This window comes from Methylophilus sp. 13, from assembly GCF_015354335.1.
Lineage (GTDB): Bacteria > Pseudomonadota > Gammaproteobacteria > Burkholderiales > Methylophilaceae > Methylophilus > Methylophilus glucosoxydans.
Genome location: NZ_JADKYR010000002.1, coordinates 446,459 through 470,453, shown reverse-complemented (window position 1 = coordinate 470,453; position 23,995 = coordinate 446,459). Strand labels below are relative to the sequence as shown.

Here is a 23,995-nt window from a genome sequence, read left to right as displayed (position 1 = left end):
TTTGAATAATAGGAATTTGTTATGTCTTTAGGTCCCGTCATGCTGGATGTGGTCGGCAAGGAACTCACCGCCGATGATATCCGCCGCTTGCAACATCCGCTAGTCGGCGGGGTGATACTGTTTGCGCGTAACTTTGAGAGTTGCGCGCAGCTCAAGGCGCTCACTGCCAGTATACATGCGGTGCGTCAGCCGCCGCTGCTGATTGCCGTGGATCATGAAGGCGGCCGGGTGCAGCGCTTCCGAGAAGGCTTTACCAAAATCCCGCCCATGCGCGAGTTTGGCCATATTTGGGACAAAAACCCACGCAAAGCGAAAGAGCTGGCGGTAGAGGCCGGGTATGTGCTGGGCGCAGAGCTAAGGGCGCATGGCGTGGATTTCAGCTTTACGCCAGTGTTGGATATGGACTATGGCGACAGCCTGGTGATTGGGGATCGCGCGTTTCACCGTGATCCGCAGGCGATTAATGAGTTGGCGTTTAGCCTGATGCAAGGCCTTAAAAAGGCTGGCATGGCTGCGGTGGGCAAACATTTCCCCGGGCATGGTTTTGTGGTGGCTGATTCGCATGTGAGCATTCCGGTGGATGACCGCGAGTTTGACCAGATTGCACAAAACGACATGCAACCTTTTGTACGCATGATAGACGAGGGCTTGCATGCGGTGATGCCCGCACATGTGATTTATCCCAAGGTCGATGATAGACCGGCCGGGTTCTCGTCCCGCTGGCTGCAAAAGGTGCTGCGTGAGCGCTTGGGTTTTAATGGTGTGATTTTCAGTGATGACTTAAGTATGGAGGGCGCCACCGTGGCAGGTGACGTCACTGCACGAACCATGGCTGCCTTGAACGCCGGGTGCGATATGGTGTTGTTATGCAACCGCCCGGACTTGGCCGATGAATTGTTAAGCAAGTTAACGTGGAAGATTTCTGCACAAAGTATTGCGCGCCTGGCACGTATGCATGGCGGTCATCATCCGCAGGATATGGTGGCATTACGTGAGTCTGCGGCCTATGTAGAAGCGGTCAAGCGTGTGGCCATGGTCGGTCAAAAAGAGGCGGATTTGTTTGCTTGAAGCCGGAAGGTTGCGGTAAGCTAGACAATTATTGATGACAATCTAATCACGGCGTAAACATCGGTATCAATTATGAAATGGATCATTCTTGGCATTTTCTTGGCTTCGGTCAGTTATGTGCACTTCAGGGGCAAGGTCAGGCACCGCTTTTATCGCCAGATATTTGACCATTCCGGCATTGTTTCGCCATTCAATGTATTCTTATACCTGTTCTCCAAAGCGCCGACCACGCCGTATTTACCGGTGCATGACTTCCCGGAACTGAAAGCGATCACCGACCGCTGGCAGGAAATCCGTGAAGAAGCGTTGTATGTACGCGAACAGGAGCGCATTGCTGCGGCCAAAACCAATAACGATGCCGGGTTTAACTCATTCTTTAAAACTGGCTGGAAGCGTTTTTACCTCAAGTGGTATGACGCACATCATCCCTCTGCCAGCATTTACTGCCCAAAAACAGTCGCCTTGCTGCAAAGCATCCCCAGCGTCAAAGCCGCCATGTTTGCCGAGCTGCCGCCTGGCGCGCATCTGCGCCCACACCGTGACCCCTATGCAGGCTCTTTGCGCTTTCACCTAGGGCTTGCCACCCCTAATGACGATCAGTGTTTTATCCGCGTTGATGGTGAGGATTACAGCTGGCGTGATGGGCAGGCCGTCATGTTTGATGAAACCTATATCCATGAAGCCTATAACAAGACCAATGAAACGCGTGTGATTCTGTTTTGCGACATTGAACGCCCCATGCGCTATCGCTGGGCGCAGGCAGTCAACCGCTTTCTGGCCAATACCATCGTCACTGCAGCCAGCTCGCCAAACGAGGCCGGGGACCAGACCGGCGTCATTAACCGCCTGTTTCATTATGCCTGGGTGATCGGTCAGTACCGGCGCCGTTTTAAAAAGTGGAATAAAACCGTTTATCAAATTACGCGCATCGTGCTGATTGCGGTAGTCATTTACGGACTGTGGAAGCTGTAAACTGAACGATTGTTCACACAAATGTCACGCAAAGCCTTGAAACTTTAGGTGTTTGCCATTATCTTAACTACAGAAGCTGTTTTTAGTTTTAATTGAAAAGAGGAAATACACTATGTCAGATATGCAAGTTTTAGGTCGTGACGGTCAATTATCCGAAACGCAAAATCGCGTACTGCGCAATACATACGCCTTGCTGGGTTTGAGCATGGTGCCAACCGTGATCGGTGCCTATGTTGGCCTGAAGATGAATTTTGGCTGGATGGCGGCACACCCATTCATGTTCTTTATTGGTTTTATGGCCGTGATGTTTGGCATGTTCAAACTGATCGCGGTTAACCAGAACAGTGGTGTAGGCGTGTGGTTGCTGTTGGCGCTGACGTTTGTCTTTGGCGTGATGCTTGGCCCTATCCTGCAATTTGCCCTGCATCTGCGCAACGGCGCTGAAATTGTCGGCTTGGCAGCTGCGGGAACTGGGATTACCTTCCTGAGTTTGGCTGGTATCGGCTCATCCCCAGCCCGTGACTTCAGCGGTATCGGCAAGTTCCTGATGATAGGTCTGATTCTGGCCATTGTCGCTGGTTTGGCTAATATGTACTTCCAGATTCCAGCCTTGTCATTGGCGATCTCTGGCGTCTCAGTGCTGATTTTCTCCGGCTACATTTTGTACGACGTGAACCAGATCGTGCGCGGCGGTCAGACCAACTATGTGATGGCGACCTTGAATCTGTATCTGGATATCTACAACCTGTTTGTGAACCTGTTGAATATCTTGTTGGCAGTATTAGGCAACCGCGACTAAGTTCTGAGTTTTTTCATCTCAAAAAACCCGCCAAGAATTTGGCGGGTTTTTTATTTGCATCAATTTAGTTCATGCGAAAAAAGAGTTTGTGATTGGTTGACTTTAGCCGATGTGGTTTATTACAACCAGATGAATTGGTTCATTCAACTTTGTAATTCGTAACACATTGTTTTAAATAGAGAAAAAATTGTGGGGGTATATGGTCTGCTTTTTGCTGTAAAGCATTCTTGGAGAGAGGGGGATGCTTTGAAGTACACAATAAAAACAATGCTTTTATTAGCTGCATTTTCGGGTGGGGCATATGCGGTTGATTCTGATAAGCCTGTTGAAGCAAATAAACGTAATCAAGATGATCAGAAGATTAACCTAGACGAAATTGAAGTAACTGCGCCAAAAGTTGTTCCTGATCTTGGGGTCACTCAAGAAGAGAGTGTCTCGAATATAAAGTCTAAAACTGCGAAAGATATACAGCGTGCACAGTCGTCCAGCCTGAGTGAGTATTTAGGTGACCGCATGCAGTCTGTGAATGTCAACGATTATGGTGGCAATGTGTTTCAGATGGATGTGAATTTTCGTGGCTTTAGCGCATCCCCCCTACTTGGAACTGCGCAAGGCATGTCGGTATATCTTGACGGCGCTCGTATGAATGATCCTTTTGGGGATACCGTGACTTGGGATACTTTTCCCATGAATGCGATTGAACGCTTGGATCTTGTACCCGGCTCGAATCCATTGTTTGGCCTAAACACTATTGGTGGTGCAATCACCATGAGGACTAAAAGTGGTTTTTCGCGCGACGTCAATGAGATTAAAGCTTCAACTGGTTCTTGGGGCCGCAAGCAAGTTCAGATGTCAGTTGGTGGTTCAGCTAACGAGCATCTGGCTGCATTTTTAGCTGTCAATCGTTTTGAAGAAACCGGATGGAGACAGTTAACACCTACGGAAGTACGGCAAGCCTTTCTTAAGTTGGAAGGTCGGGTAGGGAATCTTGATACTTCGCTGAGTGTTTTGAATGCTGATAATAGTTTGTTTGGTAACGGCTTAACGCCTTTGTCTATGCTACAAAAAGACTGGTCGAGTATTTTTACAGCTCCCGATATTACTAATAATAAAACTAATCACTATAACTTTAGTAGTAGTTGGCAAGTTAGTGATGAGCATCGTTTCGAATTCATGACTTTTTCACGAAAAACCAAACGCGATACAGAAAATGGCGATTGGAATGATGACTTTAATGACAGTGATTATGATGGCAAGAAAGGAGGGTTAGGTGATCCTGGCGGCCAAGTAGATGGTGCGCCAATTGCGTTGCTTAATAAAACCAAATCGGACTTGTCTGCAAACGGGGTGACTTTCAGCTATCGTTTTGAGGGGGAGAAAAACAATTTCCTTCTCGGTGTCTCAAAAGACACTAAGGATGTCCGATATCAAAGCAGCTCACGGTTGGCGACACTTGATAGTGATCGTGTAGTGCAAACAGTTTCTTTACCAGATTATCCGGTGAATTCTGGTGAGGATATTTTAATCAACCGACTCCGTGGTGATGAGGTGATTAAGGCTACCTTTTTTAGTGATACCTATTCCCCACGCCCTAACATACATTTCACATTTTCAGGACGTTGGACGCGTGCAACCGTGTCAAATAACCTCATCAGCAGTCGTAATGGTCTCTCGTCTGCGGATGACAGTATTTTTTACAGGCCAGAGCAATTCGAATCTTTTGATTACAAATCGTTTACTCCCTCAATTGGAGGTTCATGGTCAATCACTCCACGGCTAAATGTATTTGGGAGTGTTAGTCGCGGGAATCGTTTGCCATCTGCCCTGGAGCTGGCTTGTGCAAATCCTAATGCGCCCTGTCGAGTACCCTCTGCTTTAACGGATGACCCTTATTTAAAGCAAGTTATGTCAACGACCACTGAAATCGGTGCACGGGGGATGTGGGGTAAAAAATCCACATGGAATTTTGCAATATTCAATACTGATCTAAAAAATGACATCTTGTTTGTTGGTTCCCCGGTCAGTAATCAAATGGGCTACTTCACTAACTTTGGCGAGACGCGTCGCCAAGGTATAGAGTTGGGCACAAGTATTATCGAAGAAAAGTTCAAGTTTGACATTAATTACACCTACTTGATGGCAACTTACCAGACAGCAGCAAGGTTGAGAAATAATGCAAATAGCACATCACAATTTGATGTCAGCAATTTTGGCAAGCTGAGTGAGCGGTTTAGTTATCAAGTGGAACCAGGTGATCAACTTCCAGGGGTACCTAATCATCAATTGAAGTTGGGGCTTGAGTATTATTTTTCACCAAAGTTTGATCTTGATATCAATGCGAATATCTTTAGTTCAGCTTATGTTCGCGGTAATGAAAATAACGAACATAAAGCGGGCACGGTGGTGAGCGTGATTGATAACACAGGGACCACCGAGTCGCGTACTTTTCAAAACTCCGGTCAAATCCCTGGCTATGCTGTTTTTCACCTACAGCTTCGTTACAAGCCTCGCAAAGATATAACGCTCTTCGTTAAGGTAAACAATATTTTTGATCGCCATTATTACACTGCAGGCAGTTTGGTAACGAATCCATTTGTCAGTTCTGGCAGTGCTCCTGGGAATCTTGGGGTTAGTGGATTTAATCACAACTCATCTAATTGGGAGCGTGTTACCTCTTATGCTCCTGGCGCTCCTAGAGCTGCGTGGCTAGGAGTTGGTTGGGATTTCTAATAGGTGGTGGTTGATTTTAGCCTTCCTGCGGTTGTTTGCAGCCATGATTTAAAGCGAGAAATATTTTTCCTTATAAATTTATTTTATTTTCAATGGCTTGCACTATTTTTTTTCATTGGCATCAGATTTGCATTATAGCTTTTGGAAGCTGTAATGATTCCAGAGTTAACTAGTCTTTGATGCTCGCATGATGGCTAGTAGCTGTTAATTGTTTTTAGACATTTGGAGGAGTATGTATGATTAATAAAAAAGTGATGAAATTGGCTGTGAGTGTTGCGTTTTCTGCTGTTAGCTTATGCTCACAAGCGGCCGTAGTTGATGCCACAACCTTGCGTGTCTTTGGGTCTGCAACACTTGGTAATGATAAGTTGTATACATTAGATCCACGCAGCAATATGACGATGTTGGCTTCCTCTAGCCAGACTTTAAGCTTCCTTGGAGACTCTGTAGGCTCAGTCTTGGATCAAGTATGGAAGAACAATACAACTGGTCAGCTTTCATTCTTTACACGTGTCGTCATGGATACGGCAGGGTATGAAGTTAATGATATTGTTCGTTCCGGCTATACAGGTTTTACTACCGATGTGACTTGGTTTAAGGATGCTGGTAGCAACGTAGCGAGTCAAGGATTCAGATTGAAAAGCGCTGGGCATACCGATTCGATTGGTACTGCTACAGATGTTTATAAATCAGACTTCATCAATTTGCGTTCAGACATTTCTGTAGAAGAGGGTAAACCTACATCAGGTTGGTATGTGATTAATACTAATGCAACTGCTTTTACAACGATTACTGGAACATCTGCCTCAGCATACGGCATGTTCCTCAGATCAACCGGTGAAGATGTAGGTGCCCCAGCTTCACTATACATCTCCGCGTTTGCTCCAACTGTTGCGGTTCCAGTACCTGAGCCAGAAAATATTGCTTTGTTGATGGCTGGTTTGGGCTTGATTGGCATAGCTGCTAGGCGTCAGAACAAGCAAGCTTAATACTAATAATACTTGCTTTTAACTTGAAAAATAATTTATAACTAAGGGTGGCACAGTCCACCCTTATTGAGGGGACTCTAAAATGAATGGTTTAATAAAAGCTTTGATTATCGGAGGAATGTTTACATTTTCTGCGCATGGTTTTGCGCAGTCAGTGTTATTGAATTTTGATTACATTGCTCAAGCGAATGCAGCAGCAAACTTAACTCCCGGTGCATCAGTATCCAGTCTGGGCGGTCAAAGTGCAGGTTGGTTAAAAGTTACAGATTTAGCTGACTTGAACTTGGGAGATGGTAAAACTGGTGTGCGTATTCAAGCGCAGTTACAAAATCTCTCTCAGTTTGGTAACTACGGCTCGAATACTCTTGAACTGAATTTCCTTGGTACGGGTATTTCCAGTGGTGGCAAGGATTGGGTTGATACTGTTGAGAGTTACAGAAACATTTCTGGGAACTATACCTTGAATGGTGGGGATGAAGGTGGTATCGAATGGGCTGAGCATGGTTCCGTTGGTAATGGAACCGCAGGAACCGCTACAAGTCACAAATGGGCATTCTTCCAGCAACAATTTAATGTTCAATTGGGATCTTGGACGGATGGAGAGACTATTACATTTGATTTTGTCAATGGTAGCACTCTTAGCGATGGCCCGAATAAGGGGCAAGCATACAATGGATTTAGCGTCGCTAGCCTGCTAAGTAGTCCAGTAGCTAACCAAGATGGCGTTCAGCCTAGTGCCTATGCTTGGTTGCGATTACAACCAATTGCCGGTAACTCCGGCATTCCTAGTGATACCAGTGCTTGGTATCGGCCCTTTATGAATGCTACGAATGGACGATTGAACTTCTTGGCAACATCAGTGACCGCAGTGCCTGAAGCTGAAACTTATTCAATGCTCCTGGCGGGTTTAGGTCTGATTGGTGGCATCGTTCGCCGTCGTAAATCTGCTTAATTAGTTGATTTTGCATTAAACAAACCCGCCTTTGGCGGGTTTGTTTTTTGTATGACTAAATGAGCGCTCTTGATCTGGTCGTTATCCATTTGATTTGGCTAAGCGACGCTGCCTGAAGAAATCACTTAATAACGCGCCACACTCATCAGCCAAGACGCCATGACTCACCTCACAGTGATGATTGAGTTTCTGCTCCGCCATCAAATTCACTACACTGCCGCAACAACCCGTTTTGGGGTCGCTGGCACCGTAAACCAGACGCGCAATTCTGGCATGTTGTATGGCGCCGCTACACATGGCACACGGCTCAAGGGTGACGTATAAAGTGCAGCCAACCAGTCTGTAGTTACCTAAGTGCTGCGCTGCTTCACGCATGGCCTGGATTTCCGCATGGGCGGTGGGGTCATTGAGGCTGATGGGGGCGTTGCGGCCTTTGCCGATAATTTGCCCCTCTTTGACCACAATCGCGCCGACTGGGACCTCGTCCAGGCTTGCTGCCTCATTTGCCAGCGCGATGGCTATACGCATAAATGCTTCGTCTTGCATGCTTATCTACTACTATTTTTATCGGCGAGGCGGATCAGTATGTACACCAGGCCCATGACAAATGCGCCGGCCAGCCAGATGGCGATTTCTTCATAAGTCGGTGTGGCATCTTGTACAGGTAGCACAATCAGTTTGCGCAAAAACATGACCAGTACCACCTCGACAAAGGTTTCTACCAGTAATTTGTGGCCGCGCAGGTAGCGAATTTCTGCCGAGATGAGGGCAGAGATTGACCACAGCAACATCAAGGTGCCCAAGGCGCGCAAAAAACCATGAACCAGATTGTGTGCGTAAGCCGCTTCCTTCACGTCGAGGAAAAATAGCCAGGTAAACATCAGCACAGAGGTAGCCAGAGCCAGGCCGATAATAATATGCGCGAACCCATTGAGCCAAAGCATGGCCTTGATGGCGATGCGGTTGAGTGGTGCAAATTCTTCAGGTAGTTGTTCTTGCGACATATTGGATCCAATCAATGCGACAGCAAGGATGATAAATCATTTGCTCAGCAATTGCTCCAGTGGAATCTCGCAACAGGCTTTGAGCAGCCATTGCATGGCCTTGCCCATTTCACTGGGCCGTTGTTGGCGCCAGGCAATAAAGGTGGGCCCTACCGGTTTCGGTTCTGATACCTGTTTTAGCACCAGTTTGCCCTGCGCAGCGGCAGCTTGTGCCATAAATTTGGGTAGATAGCCGATGGCAATTCCTGCCATTTGCGCCTTTAATTTTGTCTGCATGTCAGGCACGGTGAGTACATCCTGGCCAGAAAGAATGCCTGAGGTCCTCGGGGGCAGGTTGAGCGAACTGTCTGCGGCCGCTACAACGCGATACTGCACAATGTCACTGGCGCTCAGTGGCTCCGGTAATGCGGCGAGCGGATGATGCGGGGCCACAGCAAACACAAATTCCAGTTGTCCGAGCAAATGCGTAGAAAAGCTGCCCCCAGGTGGCGCATCTCCCGGAGCGCCAATAGAAATATCAGCCCGGCCCGACTGCAATGCATCCCAGCTCCCGCCATAGACTTCACGGACTAACTTCACGCGGGTACCAAAACCCTGCTGGTAAAAGGCTTGTAGCAGATTGAGTATCGGGTCGAAGTCGAACAAATCACTGATGGCAATGGCAATATCGGTTTCAATGCCGGTCGCAACGCGTTGTACGCGCCGCTCCAGCGCATGGGCAGCATCCAGCAAATAACGGCCTTCTTTGAGCAGTTCGGCACCGGCTTCGGTCAGCGTGGCGCGGTGGCCACTGCGGTCAAAAAGCTCCAGCCCCAAATCTTCTTCCAGTCTGCGGATGGTGTAGGTGAGTGCCGAAGGGACGCGGTATAGCGACTCTGCCGCGGCGGCAAAACTGCCTTTGCGGTCAATCGCATCAATGACTTCAAGGGCTTCCAGACTCAGTTTAATGGCCATAGCTGAAGGGATAAGGTTGAAAAAGGGCGGGGTGGTTCATGGTAGTTTAAGCGCTAACGGCTTCATCAAAAAATCTGAACAAGTGATGCAAAATGTTTTGCTATCTAAAGATTAAGTGTTTTTTTATCATACATTTAAACTTTCAAATGGAGTGAATAAATGTTGCATGTTCGCCCTTCAAATAGCCGTGGTTATGCTAATCATGGCTGGTTACAAAGCTTTCACAGTTTTTCTTTCGCCAGTTATTACGACCCTGAGCATATGAGCTACTCGGTGTTGCGGGTGATCAATGACGACAAAATCGCCCCTGGCACGGGGTTTGGTATGCATGGCCATCAGGATATGGAAATTATTACCTACATGTTGGCGGGGGAGTTGCGCCATACTGACAGCATGGGACACAGCGCAGTGATTCGCGCGGGGGATGTGCAGCGCATGAGCGCAGGGACGGGTATCCGTCATAGTGAGATGAATGCCTCCTCGCATACCACGGCCCATTTGCTACAAATCTGGATCACCCCTGATACGCAAGGCTTGGCCCCGGCGTATGAAGATAAAACCATCCCGCTGGCTGACAAGCAAAACCGCTGGGCCTTGATTGCTTCGTCTGATGCACGCGCCGGGTCATTAAAAGTACATCAGGATCTGTCATTGTATGCCACGGTACTGACAGCAGAGGCTGCTTTGTCGGTTGAGGTCAGTGCGGGGCGTTGTGCTTACCTCCATATTGCATCCGGCGCAGTGGTGATCGATGGCAAACAGTTGCAGGCCGGGGATGCCCTCAAAGTAGATGCACCGGTCTCTCTTTCGATACATGCTGCGCAAGACAGCGAAATATTATGGTTTGATCTGCCTGAAATGGTCGAATAATCGTTTTACATTTTTTAAAGGAGCAATGACATGACTCAAGTTTCAATTGTTTATCACAGTGGGTATGGTCATACCGCTGAGCAAGCCAAAGCCGTGGCCCGTGGCGCGCAAAAGGTTGCGGGTGTGACCGTCAATCTGTTAACTGTGGATGAGGCGCAGCAGCAGTGGGATCTGCTCAAGGCGAGCGACGCCATTATCTTTGGCAGCCCAACCTATATGGGCTCGGCTTCAGGCCAGTTTAAAACTTTTATGGATGCCAGCTCCAAGGCCTGGTATACCCGTGACTGGAAAGACAAGATTGCAGCTGGCTTTACCACTTCTGCCAGCCAGAGTGGCGACAAGCTCAGCACCTTGATCCAGTTGGCCGTGTTTGCCGCGCAGCATGGCATGATTTGGGTAGGCCAGGATTTGCTGCCGGGGAACAATAACAGTAATGGTTCGGTCAACGACTTAAACCGTCTGGGCAGCTTTTTAGGTGCCATGGCGCAGGCGAATGCTGACCAGGGCCCTGACTTGGCGCCGATTCAGAGTGACCTGCTCACGGCAGAGCACCTGGGTGAGCGTGTGGCCAGTGTTGCGTTACGTTTTGCGAAAGCCGCTTAACCACGGCCTCATTAAAAACCTATCCTAATTCACGATCTAACAAGGAGAACTCAGTGAAAAAATTAATTTTGACGCTCGGCTTGATGATGGCTACTCAGGCTTGGGCGGTGACCGATACCTACAATATCGATGGCACCCACAGTTTTGCCAATTTCAGTATCCGTCATGTTGTTTCCAAAACTTCAGGGACTTTTAACGATGTCAGTGGCGTCATTACCCTGGATCCCACCAATCTGAATACGGCGACCGTACGCGCTGCGATCAATGTCAGCAGTGTAAATACCGGGTTTGGCAAACGCGATGAACATATCAAGGCGGATAAGTATCTGGATGTGGGCAAATATACCCAGATTTTGTTTGAGAGCACCAAGATCACGGCCAGCAACCAGACGCAGGCAGTGATGCAGGGTAAGCTGACCATGCATGGCGTGACCAAACTGGTGGATATTCCCGTGAAAGTGTTGGGCTATGGCGCCGATCCATGGGGTGGCCAGCGCGCCGGTTTTGAAGGGCATTTGACCATCAAAGCTTCTGATTATGGCTTTGGCTGGGCGACGGGCGCCAATGCGCCGGTCGGTGACGACATTGAAATCACCTTGTTGGTTGAAGGTGTGAAAGCAAAATAATTTTAAATCCATGCGCGGACGTTTTGTCCGCGCAGTCTTTATTGTATGCAGGGAATGAGGAGCGAGTATGGCATTGGATTTGTTTTCCCCGGGCAAACTGGGCAGCATTGAGATCAAAAACCGTATGGCGATGGCCCCACTGACACGTAACCGTGCAGGTGAGGGCGGTGTGCCGCAAGCAATGAATGTCACCTATTATGAGCAACGGGCGACTGCCGGGCTGATTATTACCGAAGCGACCCCGATCTCACCAATGGCGCATGGCTATCCTGCTTTGCCAGGCATTTATACTGATGCGCAGGTGGCTGGTTGGAAAAAAGTGACTGATGCTGTGCATGCCAAGGGCGGAAAAATCGTCATTCAGTTGTGGCATGTAGGCCGTATTTCACACCCCAGCCTGTTACCCAATCAGGCATTGCCAGTGGCGCCTTCAGCAATTAAGCCTGCCGGCCAGGCATTTACCTACCAGGGTTTACAAGATTACGTGACCCCGCGCGCACTGGAGGTGTCCGAATTGGCTGGCATCGTGCAGGATTATATTCATGCCACAAAATGTGCCATTGCAGCGGGTTTTGATGGTGTAGAAGTGCATGCGGCCAATGGTTATCTGCTAGACCAGTTTTTGCGCGACGGTAGCAATCAGCGCCAGGATCAATATGGCGGGCCGGTAGAAAACCGTATGCGATTACTGCTCGAGGTGGTGCAGGCGGTGGTGGATACAATAGGCGCAGACAAAGTGGGGGTGCGCTTGTCACCGGTGAACCCATTTAATGATATGCATGATAGCCAGGCGCAGCAAACATTCAATCATGTCACGGATGCCCTGAATCGCTTCAAGCTGGCCTATCTGCATGTGGTGGAAGGGGGCATTCATGGCGGTGGAAAAGCTGAGCCATTTGATTTTGCGGCGATGCGTAAATTGTTTAAGGGCGGTTATATCGCAAACCTGAGTTATGACAAGACGCGCGGGAATGCGGCGATTGCCAGTGGCCATGCAGATGCAGTCGCTTATGGTGTTCCGTTTATTGCCAACCCGGATCTGGTTGAGCGGTTTGCAAAAAACGTTCCACTCAATGAGGCTGACTCCAAAACGTTTTACGGCGGTACCGAGCATGGCTACACCGACTATCCTTTCTTAAGTGCCTGATTGTACTCGTGTCTACCTTGTGTTGACGAGGTAGACACGCTCTACTTGGCCACAGTAATGCTTGCCGCTCGAGGTGTGCGAGCGTAAAATCCGCACAACCGAATATTTGCGGGCCTCTCTGGCTCGTTATATATGCATCCACATCATGCCTCTGCGAGCTTAATTCTGCATGTCTAGCACCAGCACTGTTTCATCTACTTCAACATCCATCGCCTCAAGAAAACTGGTGGTTGCCAACTGGAAAATGCATGGCAATCTCATGCGTAACCAGCAATTGATTCAGGCCTACCTGCCAGCCTTGGCCCGTTTTACAAGCGCGGAGGTCGTGGTCTGCGTGCCTTATCCCTATCTTGCGCAAATTCAAACCCTGTTGACGGGAACTTCTGTCGCTTGGGGCGCACAAAATGTTGCGAAATATGAGGAAGGTGCCTACACCGGTGAAGTAGGGGCGCAAATGCTGACCGATTTTGGCGCCAGGTATGTGATTATTGGCCACTCGGAGCGCAGCACGGCTTATTGTGAGTCCGATGAAAACATTGCTGAAAAATTCATGATGGCCAAACGGCATGGCTTAACACCTATTTTATGTGTGGGTGAAACGCTGCTGGAGCGTGAAGCGGGCGTCATGGAGCGTGTGGTTGGCAAGCAGCTGGAAACCATCATCCGCTTATTTGGCGGTGAGGCCTTTGCTGGCAGCATTGTTTCTTATGAGCCGATCTGGGCGATTGGCACCGGACTGGCGGCCACTTCGGAGCAGGCGGTCGCCATGCACCAGTTTATTCGAGAGACGGTTGCCGCCTCCGATAAAACGGCGGCGGACACGCTAAAAATCCTCTACGGGGGCAGCGTAAACCCGCAAAATGCGGTACAATTGTTGAATCAGAAGGAAATTGATGGCGCGCTGGTCGGTCGTTGCTCGCTAGATGCAGAGCAATTTATAAAAATATGTCAGGCCGTCCCTGAAAATAGCGTCATCTAGATAGCGAAAGAGCCAAAAGCCAAATCGTTATTACTTAATGGATTAAAGAAATATGGAAAACGTCATTCTCGTCATTCATGTGCTGGCAGCCGCTGCCGTGATTGGCCTGGTCTTATTGCAGCATGGTAAGGGTGCCGATATGGGCGCCGCTTTTGGCAGTGGAGCCTCCGGCAGTCTATTCGGCGTGTCTGGGTCCTCTAATTTGCTGAGCAAGCTGACATCGATTTTTATTTCAGTGTTTTTTGCAACTAGCTTGACGCTGGCCTTTATGTCCAGCCATAAAGCAAGTTCTGGCAGTGTGGTTAAATCCACAGTGACCCAACAGACTCCGGCCAAAGGTGAGGCTGCAGAAGTGGTCAAGCCGGTTGAAAATACACCCAAAGATATTCCTAACTAAACATTGGCCGTCGTGGTGAAATTGGTAGACACGCTATCTTGAGGGGGTAGTGACGAAAGTCGTGCGAGTTCGAGTCTCGCCGACGGCACCAGACAGAGTTGCTTGCAACTTTGCTCTGGCAGGGAATAGATGGTTTGGGAGTGTTTTAATGGGCGGCTAGCTGCATTGAAATAACTTGTTAACATGATCGATGAAGGCAAATCAGTGTTAGAAAACTATTTCCCGATTTTGATGTTTATCCTGGTGGGGCTGGGCGTTGGTCTTGGTCCGTTGCTTGCCGGTAAAATTCTCTCTCCGCACAAACCTGATGCGGAAAAAAACTCTCCATACGAATGTGGCTTTGAAGCCTTTGAAGATGCGCGCATGAAGTTTGACGTGCGGTACTATCTGGTCGCCATTCTGTTTATTCTGTTTGATCTCGAAATTGCATTTCTTTTTCCATGGGCGGTGGTGATCCAAGAAATTGGCTCTGCTGGCTTCTGGGCAATGATGGTGTTTTTATTTGTATTGGTGGTCGGCTTCATCTTTGAATGGATGAAGGGCGCCCTTGAATGGGATTGATGCAAAATGAGCATTGAAGGCGTATTAGAAAAAGGCTTTGTTACCACCACGCTGGATACGGTGATTAATTACACCCGTACCGGTTCATTGTGGCCGATGACGTTCGGCCTGGCTTGCTGTGCGGTTGAAATGATGCATGCCGGCGCTTCGCGTTACGATCTGGACCGTTTCGGGATTGTGTTCAGGCCCAGCCCACGTCAGTCTGACGTGATGATTGTGGCGGGCACGCTGGTGAACAAAATGGCCCCTGCGCTGCGCAAGGTGTATGACCAGATGGCAGAGCCGCGCTGGGTAATTTCCATGGGCAGTTGTGCTAACGGTGGCGGCTACTATCACTACTCTTATGCAGTCGTGCGCGGCTGTGACCGGATTGTGCCGGTGGATGTATATGTGCCTGGGTGTCCTCCCACTGCCGAGGCCTTGCTGTACGGCATTATCCAGTTGCAAAAGAAAATCAAGCGTACCAATACGATTGCCAGAACCTGATGGTGACGTGCTCTGACAACATACTAAGCCCTAGAAATTAACTATGTCTGCAAAACTCGAACATTTGTCTGCACAGCTCAAGTTGGCCTTGGGTGAGGGTGTGGTCAGGCTGGAGCAACAGTTGGGTGAACTCACGGTGGAAGTCCATGTGAAACACCTGCTGGCCGTGGCTGAAAAATTGAAAACCCATGCGGAGCTCAAATTTGAGCAACTGATTGACTTGTGTGGGGTGGATTATCTGGAGTATGGCGATGGCCGCTGGGAAGGTCAGCGCTTTGCTGTGGTGCTGCATTTGCTTTCGGTCAGTTTGAATCAGCGTGTGCGTATCCGTGCGTTTGCAGCTGACGATGACTTTCCTGTGTTTCCGACCTTGGTCGATATCTGGCCGGTCGCCAACTGGTTTGAGCGTGAAGCTTTTGACCTCTACGGCATCATGTTTGAAAATCACCCTGATTTGCGTCGTTTGCTGACAGATTACGGTTTTGTCGGTCATCCTTTCCGTAAAGATTTCCCCATGATTGGTAACGTTGAAATGCGTTATGACCCTGTTCAGCAGCGCGTCATCTATCAGCCAGTATCGGTAGAGTTGCGCAATAATGTGCCGCGAGTTATTCGTGATGAAGGTGCTCACCATGGCTAATCACTTGCAAGCTTCAATCCAATGCGGCGTTGTCATTGCTTGCCGTATTGACTCATACAGTCTGTGCAATTCCGCCTTGTTTTGGGCTGAATCTTGCAAGCTGAGGAATGGTTAGTATGGCTGAAATTAAGAACTATACGATGAACTTCGGCCCGCAGCACCCTGCGGCACACGGTGTGTTGCGTTTGGTGCTGGAGCTGGATGGTGAAGTGATCCAGCGCGCCGATCCACACATTGGCCTGCTGCACCGTGCCACTGAAAAACTGGCTGAGAACCGCACTTATTTGCAAAGTGTGCCTTATATGGACAGGCTGGATTATGTCTCCATGATGGCCAATGAGCACGCCTATGTCATGGCGATTGAAAAAATGCTCGGCATTGAGGTGCCAGTGCGCGCGCAGTATATCCGCGTCATGTTCGACGAAATTACCCGTATTCTCAACCACTTGCTGTGGCTGGGTGCACATGCGCTGGACGTCGGCGCCATGACGGTTTTCCTGTACGCGTTCCGCGAGCGTGAAGATTTGTTTGATGTGTATGAGGCCGTGTCTGGCGCCCGTATGCATGCGGCATATTACCGCCCGGGTGGCGTATATCGTGACCTGCCGGAAAAAATGCCGCAACACGAAACCACCAAATTCCGTAGTGCAGAAGAAATTAACAAGCTCAATGAAAACCGTCAGGGTTCCATGCTGGATTTCATTGAAGACTTTACCAATCGCTTCCCGACGTATGTCGACGAATATGAAACACTGTTAACCGATAACCGTATCTGGAAACAGCGGACAGTGGGTATTGGCGTGGTGACACCGGAGCGAGCATTGGCATTGGGCATGACCGGTGCCATGTTGCGTGGCTCTGGCATTGCCTGGGATTTACGCAAGAAACAGCCTTATGAAGTCTATGACAAGATGGACTTTGATATCCCGATTGGCGTCAATGGCGACTGTTATGACCGGTATCTGGTGCGTGTGGAAGAAATGCGTCAATCCAACCGTATCATCAAACAATGCATAGACTGGTTACGCAAGAACCCAGGGCCAGTCATTACAGATGACAATAAGATTGCCCCGCCAAACCGCGAAGGCATGAAAACCAATATGGAAGACTTGATCCACCACTTCAAGTTATTTACCGAGGGTTTCCATGTTCCCGCAGGGGAGGCCTATGCCGCGGTTGAGCATCCCAAAGGCGAGTTCGGGATTTATATGGTGTCAGATGGTGCCAATAAACCCTACCGCCTGAAAATCCGTGCGCCAGGTTTTGCCCATTTGGCTGCATTGGATGAGATGACCAAAGGTCACATGATTGCCGACCTGGTAGCCATCATTGGGACACAGGATATTGTGTTCGGTGAGATCGACAGATAATCCGAACAACGTGATAGCGCGGATCGAAAAGATAGTAAGGTAAAAGCATGCTCAGTGCAGAATCGATTGAAAAGATTGAATACGAACTGTCCAAATATCCAGCTGACAGGCGTCAGGCAGCGGTGATGTCTGCATTACGCATCGTCCAGATGGAGCGTGGCTGGTTATCCAAGGAAAGTATTTCCGAAGTAGCCAAGTACTTGCGCATTCCGGAAATCGCGGCGTTAGAAGTCGCTACCTTCTACAATATGTATGATCTCGAGCCAGTCGGAAAATACAAAATTACGGTCTGTACTAATATTTCTTGCATGTTGCGTGGCTCGGATGAGATTGTCGAGCACTTGCAGCACAAGTTGGGTGTGGGCTTCAACGAAGTTACAGCGGATGGTAAATTCTGCCTGAAAGAAGGCGAGTGTATGGGCTGTTGCGGTGGCGCACCGTTACTGCATGTGAATAACAGTGAAATGCACGAATTTCTGACCACCGAAAAAGTGGATGCCCTCATTAACGAGCTAAACAAGGGCTAGGATACGGAATATGGCTAAGACTTCAAATGCTTCCTTGAATAGTAAACCAGTGATCAAAACTGATTTGGCTGGCCAGACTTTGGTGACTTTGCGTACACTTAGCGAAGACAATCCTGCCGCCCTGGCAACTTATGAGAAATTAGGCGGCTATGCCCAGCTCAAGCGCTTGGTGACCGAAAAAGTGAAGGCCCCGGATATCATCAGCCAGGTCAAGGTGTCCAATTTGCGTGGTCGAGGTGGTGCAGGCTTTCCGACCGGCCTCAAATGGAGCTTTATGCCGCGTTATTACGACGGCACCAAATATCTGGTTTGCAACACAGACGAAGGCGAGCCAGGCACATTTAAAGACCGTGACATTATCCGTTATAACCCGCACCAGTTAATCGAAGGCATGGCGATTGCCGCTTACACGCTGGGTGCACGCGTGGGGTATAACTATATCCACGGTGAAATCTGGCAGGATTATGAGATTTTTGAGGCTGCGTTAGCTGAAGCGCGTGAAGCTGGCTACCTAGGTGAAAATCTGTTCGGCACCGAATTTAGCTTTGATCTCTATGCCGTCCATGGTTACGGGGCTTATATTTGCGGCGAAGAAACGGCCCTGATTGAGTCGATTGAAGGCAAAAAAGGCCAGCCTCGTTTCAAACCACCTTTTCCTGCCAGCTATGGTGTATTTGGCAAGCCGACCAACGTCAACAATACCGAGAGCTATGCTTCTATCCCCTGGATCATGCAGCATGGTGGGCAGGCATTTGCAGATTTAGGCGTGCCTAATTCTGGCGGCAGTAAGTTATTCTCGGTGTCTGGTCATGTTGAAAAACCAGGTAACTACGAGATTAAAATGGGGACACCTTTTAAGGACCTGCTGGCCATGGCCGGTGGTGTTTGGAAAGGTCGCAAACTCAAAGCGGTGATTCCTGGCGGCCCTTCCACTGCGGTCATGCCAGCGAGCGCCATTGAAAATGCCACCATGGACTATGATGGCTTGAGCAAAGCCGGCTCCAGCTTGGGTGCGGGTTCCATGATTGTGATGGACGAAACCACCTGCATGGTGAAAACACTCAAGCGCTTGAGCTATTTCTTTTATGAAGAAAGCTGTGGGCAATGCACGCCTTGCCGCGAAGGCACCGGTTGGGTGTATCGCATTATCGAGCGTATTGTCGATGGTAAAGGCAAGATGGAAGATCTCGACTTGCTGACTGATTTAAGTAACAACATTTCTGGCCGAACCATCTGTGCTTTGGGTGATGCTGCAGCAACGCCTGTGTTGAGTTTCATCAAGCACTTCCGTCCCGAATTTGAGTATTACATCCAGCATGGAAAATCCATGGTAGATGGTAAATAAACGGTTTTAAGCTTAACGGTAATCACATGCTAAACATCGAAATTGACGGCAAACCTCTAGAAGTCGAACACGGCAGCACCATTATTGATGCGGCCGATGCGGCAGGGATCGCCATCCCGCGTTTTTGTTACCACAAAAAGCTGTCGGTGGCCGCCAACTGTCGTATGTGTCTGGTGCAGGTAGAAAAATTCAACAAACCGCTGCCTGCTTGTGCCACCCCGGTGGCGGACGGTATGAAGATTTACACCCGTAGTAAGTCTGCCGTGGAAGCCCAGCAAAGCGTGATGGAGTTTTTGCTGATTAACCACCCGCTGGATTGCCCAATTTGCGACCAAGGCGGTGAATGTGACTTGCAGGATATTGCCGTCGCTTATGGCGCATCTGGCTCACGCTATATCGAAGAAAAACGTGTGGTCTTCAATAAAAACATTGGTCCGCTGGTCAGTACTGACATGACCCGTTGTATCCAATGTACCCGCTGTGTGCGCTTCCTGAAAGAAGTAGGCGGCATGCAGGAGCTGGGCTTGGTCAATCGTGGCGAGCATGCCGAGATTACCGCTTATGTTGACCAGTCTGTGAACTCTGAGCTCAGCGGCAATATTATTGATTTGTGCCCGGTGGGCGCGCTGACCAGCAAGCCTTTCCGTTACTCTGCACGCAGCTGGGAGCTGGTGCGCAGACCTTCGATTGCGCCGCACGATGGCTTGGGCTCGCACATTGAAGTCCACGTCAAAGATCATAAAGTCATGCGTGTGTTACCGCGTGAAAAAGAGTCGATTAACGAGTGCTGGCTGTCTGACCGTGACCGTTTCTCCTACGAGGGTTTGAACAGTCCGGACCGCCTCAAGGTGCCCATGATCAAGCACAACGGGCAATGGCAGGAAACTGACTGGAAAACAGCCATTGAATTTGCAGCGGGTCAGCTCAAAGACATTACCAAACAATATGGCGGTGATGCCTTGGGCGTGCTGGTTTCTCCGAATAGCACCATGGAAGAAGGCTACCTGATCAAGCAGCTGGCAGATGGCCTGGGCTGTGGCAACGTCGATTACCGCCTGCGTCAGACAGACTTCCGCCTGGATGGCAAACGTACCGGCACACCATGGATGGGCTGCAATATTCAGGAAATCGAAGAGCTGGATCGCATCCTGCTGATTGGTTCGAATATCCGCAACGAACATCCTTTGCTGGCACAACGTATCCGCAAGGCCGTTTCCAGAGGGGCTGAATTATGTATTGTCAGCCCGCTCGATAACGATCCATTGATGGACATTGCACATAAAGTCATTGTGCGCCCGAACGACATGGTGAATGTGTTGGGCCAGATCCTCAAAGCCATGTCTGGCTTGCAAAAACTGTCGCTATGCTTGCCACCCACCCTGAACAAGTTACTCGAAGAAATTCAGGTGCGTCCCAATACGCAAAAAATTGCAGAGTGCCTGGCGGGTATCAGCGACGACTTGATCCTGATTGCACCCAAGGTTGGTATTTTTCTAGGCAATATGGCCTTGAGTGATCCCCGTTTTACCGAGATGTACAGTATGGCTGAAGCCATTGGCGGCATCAGTGGTGCGAAAGGCGGTATTTTACCGCCAGCGGCAAACAGCACCGGCATGCATTTGATGGGTGTCATGCCTACAGCCACTGGCATGCACGCACGGGCTATGCTGGAAGTCCCACGCAAAGCGTATCTATTGCTCAATATCGAGCCTGAGCTGGATTGTCAGCATGCCGCACTGGCAGCCGATGCCATCGCCAAAGCCGAGTGCGTGATTGCCTTGACGGCGTACAAGTCTGCAGCACTCGACAACGCCGATATCCTGTTACCGATCACGCCATTCACCGAGACCTCAGGCAGCTTTATGAGCATGGAAGGGCGTGTACAGAGCTTCCAGGCCGTGACGCGTCCTCTCGGCGAAGCGCGCCCAGGCTGGAAAGTCCTGCGTGTGCTGGCAAATACGCTGGACTTGCCTGGCTTTGAATACAACAGTTCCGACGAAGTGAAAAATGCCATCTTTAATGGTGAGAAACCCTCGGCCGTGGTCTGGCGCAGTCTCAACAACAACCTCAAAGAGCTGGTAGAAATTCAGGTGAATATCAAGAAACAAGGCCTGCAGCGAATTGGTGAAGTTCCACAATACGAGTCTGACCCGATCGTGCGCCGTTCTGCGCCCTTGCAAAAAACCAAATACAACATCCGTCCGATGGCGCGGATGCATGCTGACCAATTGGCAGAGCTTGGCTTGCAAGATGGCGACATCGTCGTCGCCCGTCAGGATAAAGGCAGTGCTGTGCTTAAAGCGCGTCTGGATAACCACGTTGCCAAAGGCTGTGTGCGTGTGGCTGCAGCGCATCCACTCACTGCGGGTCTTGGCGATTTGATGGGGGACATCACCATTGAAAAAGCGTCTGCCGAGCAAGTGGCAATTTACGAAAAACAACTGACCGAGATGGCATAACATGCATTTCTTTGCTGAATTATTTGGTTCCTACTGGACAGACGTACAACTGGTCGTGTGGACACTGATTAAAATTGTGGCGATTGTGCTGCCATTGATGATAGGCGTTGCCTACCTCACACTGGCCGAGCGTAAAGTGATTGGTTACATGCAGGTGCGTATCGGTCCCAACCGTGTGGGCTACTGGGGTTTGTTGCAACCATTGGCAGATGGCCTCAAATTGCTGTTTAAAGAAATTATTCTGCCGACTGCGTCTAATAAAGCATTGTTTTTTATTGGCCCAGTACTGGCAATTGCTCCGGCGTTTGCAGCTTGGGCCGTGGTGCCTTTTGATGCCACACTGGTGTTGGCCAATGTCGATGCAGGCTTACTCTATATACTGGCCATGACCTCAGTTGCTGTCTACGGCGTGATTATCGCCGGGTGGGCGTCCAACTCAAAATATGCGTTTCTAGGGTCCTTGCGTTCCGCAGCACAAATTGTCTCGTATGAGATTGCCATGGGGTTTACACTGGTCGGTGTCTTGATGTGTGCCAACTCACTGAATTTGGGCAAGATCGTGATGGGGCAAGAAGGGGGCTTCTGGCACTGGTATTTCCTGCCGTTGTTCCCGCTGTTCGTCGTCTATTTTATTAGTGCGGTGGCTGAAACCAACCGTGCGCCGTTTGACGTCGCCGAAGGTGAATCTGAAATCGTGGCAGGTTTCCATGTAGAGTACTCGGGCATGGCCTTTGCGGTGTTCTTCCTGGCTGAGTATGCCAATATGATGCTGGTGTCCATGCTGGCCGCATTGATGTTCTTGGGCGGTTGGTTATCACCGGTGCCGTTCTTGCCTGACAGTATTGTATGGTTGCTGGCAAAAGTCGCTTTCCTGTTGTTCCTGTTCTTGTGGTTCCGCGCTACCTTTCCACGTTATCGCTATGACCAGATCATGCGTTTGGGTTGGAAAGTATTTATTCCCATCACGCTGGTCTGGATTATTGTGGTCGGTGGCATGATGCAAACCCAGTGGGCTTATTTATTCCACTAACTGGACAATCGCACGGACAACGTATTTGGAAACCTTACCATGTTGAACGCAATTAAAAATACATTAGGCAGTTTGATGTTATGGGAGATGCTTAAAGGCATGGCCCTGACCGGACGCTATTTCTTCGCCAAGAAAATTACTATTCAATACCCGGAAGAACGTACACCGCAGTCCAACCGTTTTCGTGGCTTGCACGCGTTGCGTCGCTACCCTAACGGTGAAGAGCGCTGCATTGCCTGCAAGCTGTGTGAAGCAGTCTGTCCGGCGATGGCGATTACGATTGAATCCGAGCAGCGTGATGATGGCACCCGCCGTACCACGCGTTATGACATTGACCTGACCAAGTGCATTTTTTGCGGTTTTTGTGAAGAATCCTGCCCAGTGGATAGCATCGTGGAAACACGGATTTTTGACTACCACGGCGAGCAGCGCGGCGACCTGCTGTATACAAAAAAAATGTTGCTCGAAGTGGGTGACAAATACGAGGCGCAAATTGCAGCAGACCGCGCCCAGGATAAAGCTTATCGATAAGCGCGGACAGGAATCCTAAATGTTATTTACCGATATTGTTTTTTATGTGCTGGCAGCGATTCTGCTGTTCTCTGGCATCCGCGTGATTACTACGCGTAACCCCGTGCATGCTGCACTGTTTCTGGTGCTGGCATTTTTTACGGCGGCAGGCATCTGGTTGTTGCTTGAAGCTGAGTTTCTCGCCATTGCCCTGATTCTGGTGTACGTGGGGGCGGTGATGGTGCTGTTCCTGTTTGTGGTGATGATGCTGGACATCAATATCGACAAATTGCGTGAAGGCTTCTGGTCTAACCTGCCATTGGCGTTGACCTTTGGCGTGGTCATGATGGCCGAAATGGTGATGGTGCTTTCCGCCAAAAACCTCAATCCCAGTCAGGCGGTGTCTGCACCGGCAGGCTTCAGTAATACGGCTGCGTTGGGCAAGGTATTGTATACCGACTACTTGCTCCCGTTTGAACTAGCGGCGGTCGTGTTGCTGGTGGCGATGATTGCCGCAATTGTGTTGACCTTGCGTGAACGTAAAGACAACAAATCCATGAATCCGGCCGAGCAGGTCAAAGTGAAGCGTAACGACAGATTGCGTATTATCTCTATGCCTGCTGAAGTTGAAGTACCGGCACCGTCTGCAGAGGAGAGTAAATAATCATGGTCGGTTTGTCTCACTACCTGATTTTGGGGGCGCTGATGTTTGCCATCAGTGTGATTGGTATTTTCCTCAACCGCAAAAACGTCATTATTTTGCTCATGGCAATTGAGTTGATGCTGTTGGCCGTTAACCTGAATTTTGTGGCTTTTTCGCATTACCTCAATGATATTGGTGGTCAGGTATTCGTCTTTTTCATCTTGACGGTGGCTGCAGCGGAGTCTGCAATTGGTCTCGCGATTCTGGTCGTATTGTTCCGCAACCTGCGTACCATCAACGTCGATGATCTGGATCAATTAAAAGGTTAAGCGAG

At 49.4% G+C, this 23,995-nt stretch carries 26 protein-coding genes and 1 tRNA gene; 24 read left to right on the top strand and 3 right to left on the bottom strand.

Features of this window, described 5'->3' with window-relative positions; genetic code table 11:
* Positions 1–21 precede the first annotated feature (21 nt).
* From nagZ to INP77_RS14880, 6 genes are all read left to right on the top strand, one after another.
* The gene (nagZ, locus tag INP77_RS06435; protein ID WP_194748190.1) at positions 22–1,068 is read left to right on the top strand and encodes a beta-N-acetylhexosaminidase; all 1,047 of its coding nucleotides are present in this window, start codon (positions 22–24) and stop codon (positions 1,066–1,068) included.
* Between the two features lie 72 nt (positions 1,069–1,140).
* Positions 1,141–2,040, top strand: a complete 900-nt coding sequence (gene lpxO, locus INP77_RS06430; RefSeq protein ID WP_194748189.1) for a lipid A hydroxylase LpxO — start codon at positions 1,141–1,143, stop codon at positions 2,038–2,040.
* Positions 2,041–2,152: 112 nt separating this feature from the next.
* Positions 2,153–2,839 (top strand): Bax inhibitor-1/YccA family protein, encoded by a 687-nt coding sequence (locus INP77_RS06425; RefSeq protein WP_194748188.1) that lies wholly within the window; start codon positions 2,153–2,155, stop codon positions 2,837–2,839.
* A gap of 246 nt (positions 2,840–3,085) precedes the next feature.
* Positions 3,086–5,569 carry a TonB-dependent receptor gene (locus INP77_RS06420; RefSeq protein ID WP_194748187.1) on the top strand — a complete coding sequence of 828 codons (2,484 nt, stop codon included), beginning with the start codon at positions 3,086–3,088 and terminating at the stop codon, positions 5,567–5,569.
* A gap of 236 nt (positions 5,570–5,805) precedes the next feature.
* Positions 5,806–6,558: a PEP-CTERM sorting domain-containing protein gene (locus tag INP77_RS06415; RefSeq protein ID WP_194748186.1), complete on the top strand. Its 753-nt coding sequence runs from the start codon at positions 5,806–5,808 to the stop codon at positions 6,556–6,558.
* A gap of 82 nt (positions 6,559–6,640) precedes the next feature.
* A complete protein-coding gene (locus INP77_RS14880; protein WP_228518758.1) occupies positions 6,641–7,510 on the top strand; it encodes a PEP-CTERM sorting domain-containing protein in 870 nt (289 codons plus the stop codon).
* A gap of 81 nt (positions 7,511–7,591) precedes the next feature.
* On the opposite strand, the gene tadA is transcribed toward INP77_RS14880, so the two are convergent.
* Genes tadA through INP77_RS06395 form a run of 3 tightly spaced genes read right to left on the bottom strand, consistent with a single transcriptional unit; the run spans position 7,592 to position 9,468 of the window.
* Positions 7,592–8,056, bottom strand: coding sequence for a tRNA adenosine(34) deaminase TadA (tadA, locus tag INP77_RS06405; protein WP_194748185.1), 465 nt, complete (start codon positions 8,054–8,056; stop codon positions 7,592–7,594).
* 2 nt (positions 8,057–8,058) lie between these two features.
* Positions 8,059–8,514 carry a phosphate-starvation-inducible PsiE family protein gene (locus tag INP77_RS06400; protein ID WP_194748184.1) on the bottom strand — a complete coding sequence of 152 codons (456 nt, stop codon included), beginning with the start codon at positions 8,512–8,514 and terminating at the stop codon, positions 8,059–8,061.
* A 36-nt stretch (positions 8,515–8,550) separates the two neighbouring features.
* Entirely contained in the window at positions 8,551–9,468 is a 918-nt protein-coding gene (locus INP77_RS06395) for a LysR family transcriptional regulator (RefSeq protein WP_194748183.1), read from the bottom strand.
* Between the two features lie 159 nt (positions 9,469–9,627).
* Between INP77_RS06395 and INP77_RS06390 the strand changes: the two genes are divergently transcribed.
* The 18 genes from INP77_RS06390 to nuoK all read left to right on the top strand — a co-directional run bounded on the left by INP77_RS06390 (position 9,628) and on the right by nuoK (position 23,990).
* Complete coding sequence (locus INP77_RS06390) at positions 9,628–10,338, top strand: pirin family protein (RefSeq protein WP_194748182.1); 711 nt, start codon at positions 9,628–9,630, stop codon at positions 10,336–10,338.
* Positions 10,339–10,368: 30 nt separating this feature from the next.
* Positions 10,369–10,941, top strand: coding sequence for a flavodoxin family protein (locus tag INP77_RS06385; protein WP_194748181.1), 573 nt, complete (start codon positions 10,369–10,371; stop codon positions 10,939–10,941).
* 53 nt (positions 10,942–10,994) lie between these two features.
* The gene (locus INP77_RS06380; RefSeq protein ID WP_194748180.1) at positions 10,995–11,567 is read left to right on the top strand and encodes a YceI family protein; all 573 of its coding nucleotides are present in this window, start codon (positions 10,995–10,997) and stop codon (positions 11,565–11,567) included.
* A 67-nt stretch (positions 11,568–11,634) separates the two neighbouring features.
* The gene (locus INP77_RS06375) at positions 11,635–12,714 is read left to right on the top strand and encodes an alkene reductase (RefSeq protein ID WP_194748179.1); all 1,080 of its coding nucleotides are present in this window, start codon (positions 11,635–11,637) and stop codon (positions 12,712–12,714) included.
* A gap of 169 nt (positions 12,715–12,883) precedes the next feature.
* Positions 12,884–13,693, top strand: a complete 810-nt coding sequence (tpiA, locus tag INP77_RS06370) for a triose-phosphate isomerase (RefSeq protein ID WP_194748178.1) — start codon at positions 12,884–12,886, stop codon at positions 13,691–13,693.
* A 52-nt stretch (positions 13,694–13,745) separates the two neighbouring features.
* A complete protein-coding gene (gene secG, locus INP77_RS06365; protein WP_194748177.1) occupies positions 13,746–14,090 on the top strand; it encodes a preprotein translocase subunit SecG in 345 nt (114 codons plus the stop codon).
* Between the two features lie 6 nt (positions 14,091–14,096).
* Positions 14,097–14,181, top strand: a tRNA-Leu gene (locus tag INP77_RS06360).
* Between the two features lie 92 nt (positions 14,182–14,273).
* Positions 14,274–14,651: an NADH-quinone oxidoreductase subunit A gene (locus INP77_RS06355; protein ID WP_228518757.1), complete on the top strand. Its 378-nt coding sequence runs from the start codon at positions 14,274–14,276 to the stop codon at positions 14,649–14,651.
* A 6-nt stretch (positions 14,652–14,657) separates the two neighbouring features.
* Positions 14,658–15,137 (top strand): NADH-quinone oxidoreductase subunit B family protein, encoded by a 480-nt coding sequence (locus tag INP77_RS06350; RefSeq protein WP_018985714.1) that lies wholly within the window; start codon positions 14,658–14,660, stop codon positions 15,135–15,137.
* A 43-nt stretch (positions 15,138–15,180) separates the two neighbouring features.
* Positions 15,181–15,777, top strand: coding sequence for an NADH-quinone oxidoreductase subunit C (locus tag INP77_RS06345; RefSeq protein ID WP_194748176.1), 597 nt, complete (start codon positions 15,181–15,183; stop codon positions 15,775–15,777).
* Between the two features lie 116 nt (positions 15,778–15,893).
* On the top strand, positions 15,894–17,147 hold the full coding sequence (locus INP77_RS06340; protein ID WP_194748175.1) for an NADH-quinone oxidoreductase subunit D: 1,254 nt from the start codon (positions 15,894–15,896) through the stop codon (positions 17,145–17,147).
* Positions 17,148–17,194: 47 nt separating this feature from the next.
* Positions 17,195–17,674 (top strand): NADH-quinone oxidoreductase subunit NuoE, encoded by a 480-nt coding sequence (gene nuoE / locus INP77_RS06335; RefSeq protein ID WP_194748174.1) that lies wholly within the window; start codon positions 17,195–17,197, stop codon positions 17,672–17,674.
* 10 nt (positions 17,675–17,684) lie between these two features.
* Positions 17,685–19,019, top strand: coding sequence for an NADH-quinone oxidoreductase subunit NuoF (nuoF, locus tag INP77_RS06330; protein WP_194748173.1), 1,335 nt, complete (start codon positions 17,685–17,687; stop codon positions 19,017–19,019).
* A 26-nt stretch (positions 19,020–19,045) separates the two neighbouring features.
* Positions 19,046–21,478 carry an NADH-quinone oxidoreductase subunit NuoG gene (gene nuoG / locus INP77_RS06325; RefSeq protein ID WP_194748172.1) on the top strand — a complete coding sequence of 811 codons (2,433 nt, stop codon included), beginning with the start codon at positions 19,046–19,048 and terminating at the stop codon, positions 21,476–21,478.
* Between the two features lies 1 nt (position 21,479).
* Complete coding sequence (gene nuoH / locus INP77_RS06320) at positions 21,480–22,508, top strand: NADH-quinone oxidoreductase subunit NuoH (protein ID WP_194748171.1); 1,029 nt, start codon at positions 21,480–21,482, stop codon at positions 22,506–22,508.
* A gap of 39 nt (positions 22,509–22,547) precedes the next feature.
* On the top strand, positions 22,548–23,039 hold the full coding sequence (gene nuoI, locus INP77_RS06315; protein WP_228518756.1) for an NADH-quinone oxidoreductase subunit NuoI: 492 nt from the start codon (positions 22,548–22,550) through the stop codon (positions 23,037–23,039).
* A 19-nt stretch (positions 23,040–23,058) separates the two neighbouring features.
* The gene (locus tag INP77_RS06310; RefSeq protein ID WP_194748170.1) at positions 23,059–23,682 is read left to right on the top strand and encodes an NADH-quinone oxidoreductase subunit J; all 624 of its coding nucleotides are present in this window, start codon (positions 23,059–23,061) and stop codon (positions 23,680–23,682) included.
* Positions 23,683–23,684: 2 nt separating this feature from the next.
* Positions 23,685–23,990 carry an NADH-quinone oxidoreductase subunit NuoK gene (nuoK, locus tag INP77_RS06305; protein ID WP_194748169.1) on the top strand — a complete coding sequence of 102 codons (306 nt, stop codon included), beginning with the start codon at positions 23,685–23,687 and terminating at the stop codon, positions 23,988–23,990.
* Positions 23,991–23,995: the final 5 nt, after the last annotated feature.

Coding starts and splice junctions, on each gene's coding strand:
- nagZ (WP_194748190.1), top strand. CDS start 22: ATGTCTTTAGGTCCCGTCATGCTGGATGTGGTCGGCAAGGAACTCACC.
- lpxO (WP_194748189.1), top strand. CDS start 1,141: ATGAAATGGATCATTCTTGGCATTTTCTTGGCTTCGGTCAGTTATGTG.
- INP77_RS06425 (WP_194748188.1), top strand. CDS start 2,153: ATGTCAGATATGCAAGTTTTAGGTCGTGACGGTCAATTATCCGAAACG.
- INP77_RS06415 (WP_194748186.1), top strand. CDS start 5,806: ATGATTAATAAAAAAGTGATGAAATTGGCTGTGAGTGTTGCGTTTTCT.
- INP77_RS14880 (WP_228518758.1), top strand. CDS start 6,641: ATGAATGGTTTAATAAAAGCTTTGATTATCGGAGGAATGTTTACATTT.
- tadA (WP_194748185.1), bottom strand. CDS start 8,056: ATGCAAGACGAAGCATTTATGCGTATAGCCATCGCGCTGGCAAATGAG.
- INP77_RS06400 (WP_194748184.1), bottom strand. CDS start 8,514: ATGTCGCAAGAACAACTACCTGAAGAATTTGCACCACTCAACCGCATC.
- INP77_RS06395 (WP_194748183.1), bottom strand. CDS start 9,468: ATGGCCATTAAACTGAGTCTGGAAGCCCTTGAAGTCATTGATGCGATT.
- INP77_RS06390 (WP_194748182.1), top strand. CDS start 9,628: ATGTTGCATGTTCGCCCTTCAAATAGCCGTGGTTATGCTAATCATGGC.
- INP77_RS06385 (WP_194748181.1), top strand. CDS start 10,369: ATGACTCAAGTTTCAATTGTTTATCACAGTGGGTATGGTCATACCGCT.
- INP77_RS06375 (WP_194748179.1), top strand. CDS start 11,635: ATGGCATTGGATTTGTTTTCCCCGGGCAAACTGGGCAGCATTGAGATC.
- tpiA (WP_194748178.1), top strand. CDS start 12,884: ATGTCTAGCACCAGCACTGTTTCATCTACTTCAACATCCATCGCCTCA.
- secG (WP_194748177.1), top strand. CDS start 13,746: ATGGAAAACGTCATTCTCGTCATTCATGTGCTGGCAGCCGCTGCCGTG.
- INP77_RS06355 (WP_228518757.1), top strand. CDS start 14,274: ATGATCGATGAAGGCAAATCAGTGTTAGAAAACTATTTCCCGATTTTG.
- INP77_RS06350 (WP_018985714.1), top strand. CDS start 14,658: ATGAGCATTGAAGGCGTATTAGAAAAAGGCTTTGTTACCACCACGCTG.
- INP77_RS06345 (WP_194748176.1), top strand. CDS start 15,181: ATGTCTGCAAAACTCGAACATTTGTCTGCACAGCTCAAGTTGGCCTTG.
- INP77_RS06340 (WP_194748175.1), top strand. CDS start 15,894: ATGGCTGAAATTAAGAACTATACGATGAACTTCGGCCCGCAGCACCCT.
- nuoE (WP_194748174.1), top strand. CDS start 17,195: ATGCTCAGTGCAGAATCGATTGAAAAGATTGAATACGAACTGTCCAAA.
- nuoF (WP_194748173.1), top strand. CDS start 17,685: ATGGCTAAGACTTCAAATGCTTCCTTGAATAGTAAACCAGTGATCAAA.
- nuoG (WP_194748172.1), top strand. CDS start 19,046: ATGCTAAACATCGAAATTGACGGCAAACCTCTAGAAGTCGAACACGGC.
- nuoH (WP_194748171.1), top strand. CDS start 21,480: ATGCATTTCTTTGCTGAATTATTTGGTTCCTACTGGACAGACGTACAA.
- nuoI (WP_228518756.1), top strand. CDS start 22,548: ATGTTGAACGCAATTAAAAATACATTAGGCAGTTTGATGTTATGGGAG.
- INP77_RS06310 (WP_194748170.1), top strand. CDS start 23,059: ATGTTATTTACCGATATTGTTTTTTATGTGCTGGCAGCGATTCTGCTG.
- nuoK (WP_194748169.1), top strand. CDS start 23,685: ATGGTCGGTTTGTCTCACTACCTGATTTTGGGGGCGCTGATGTTTGCC.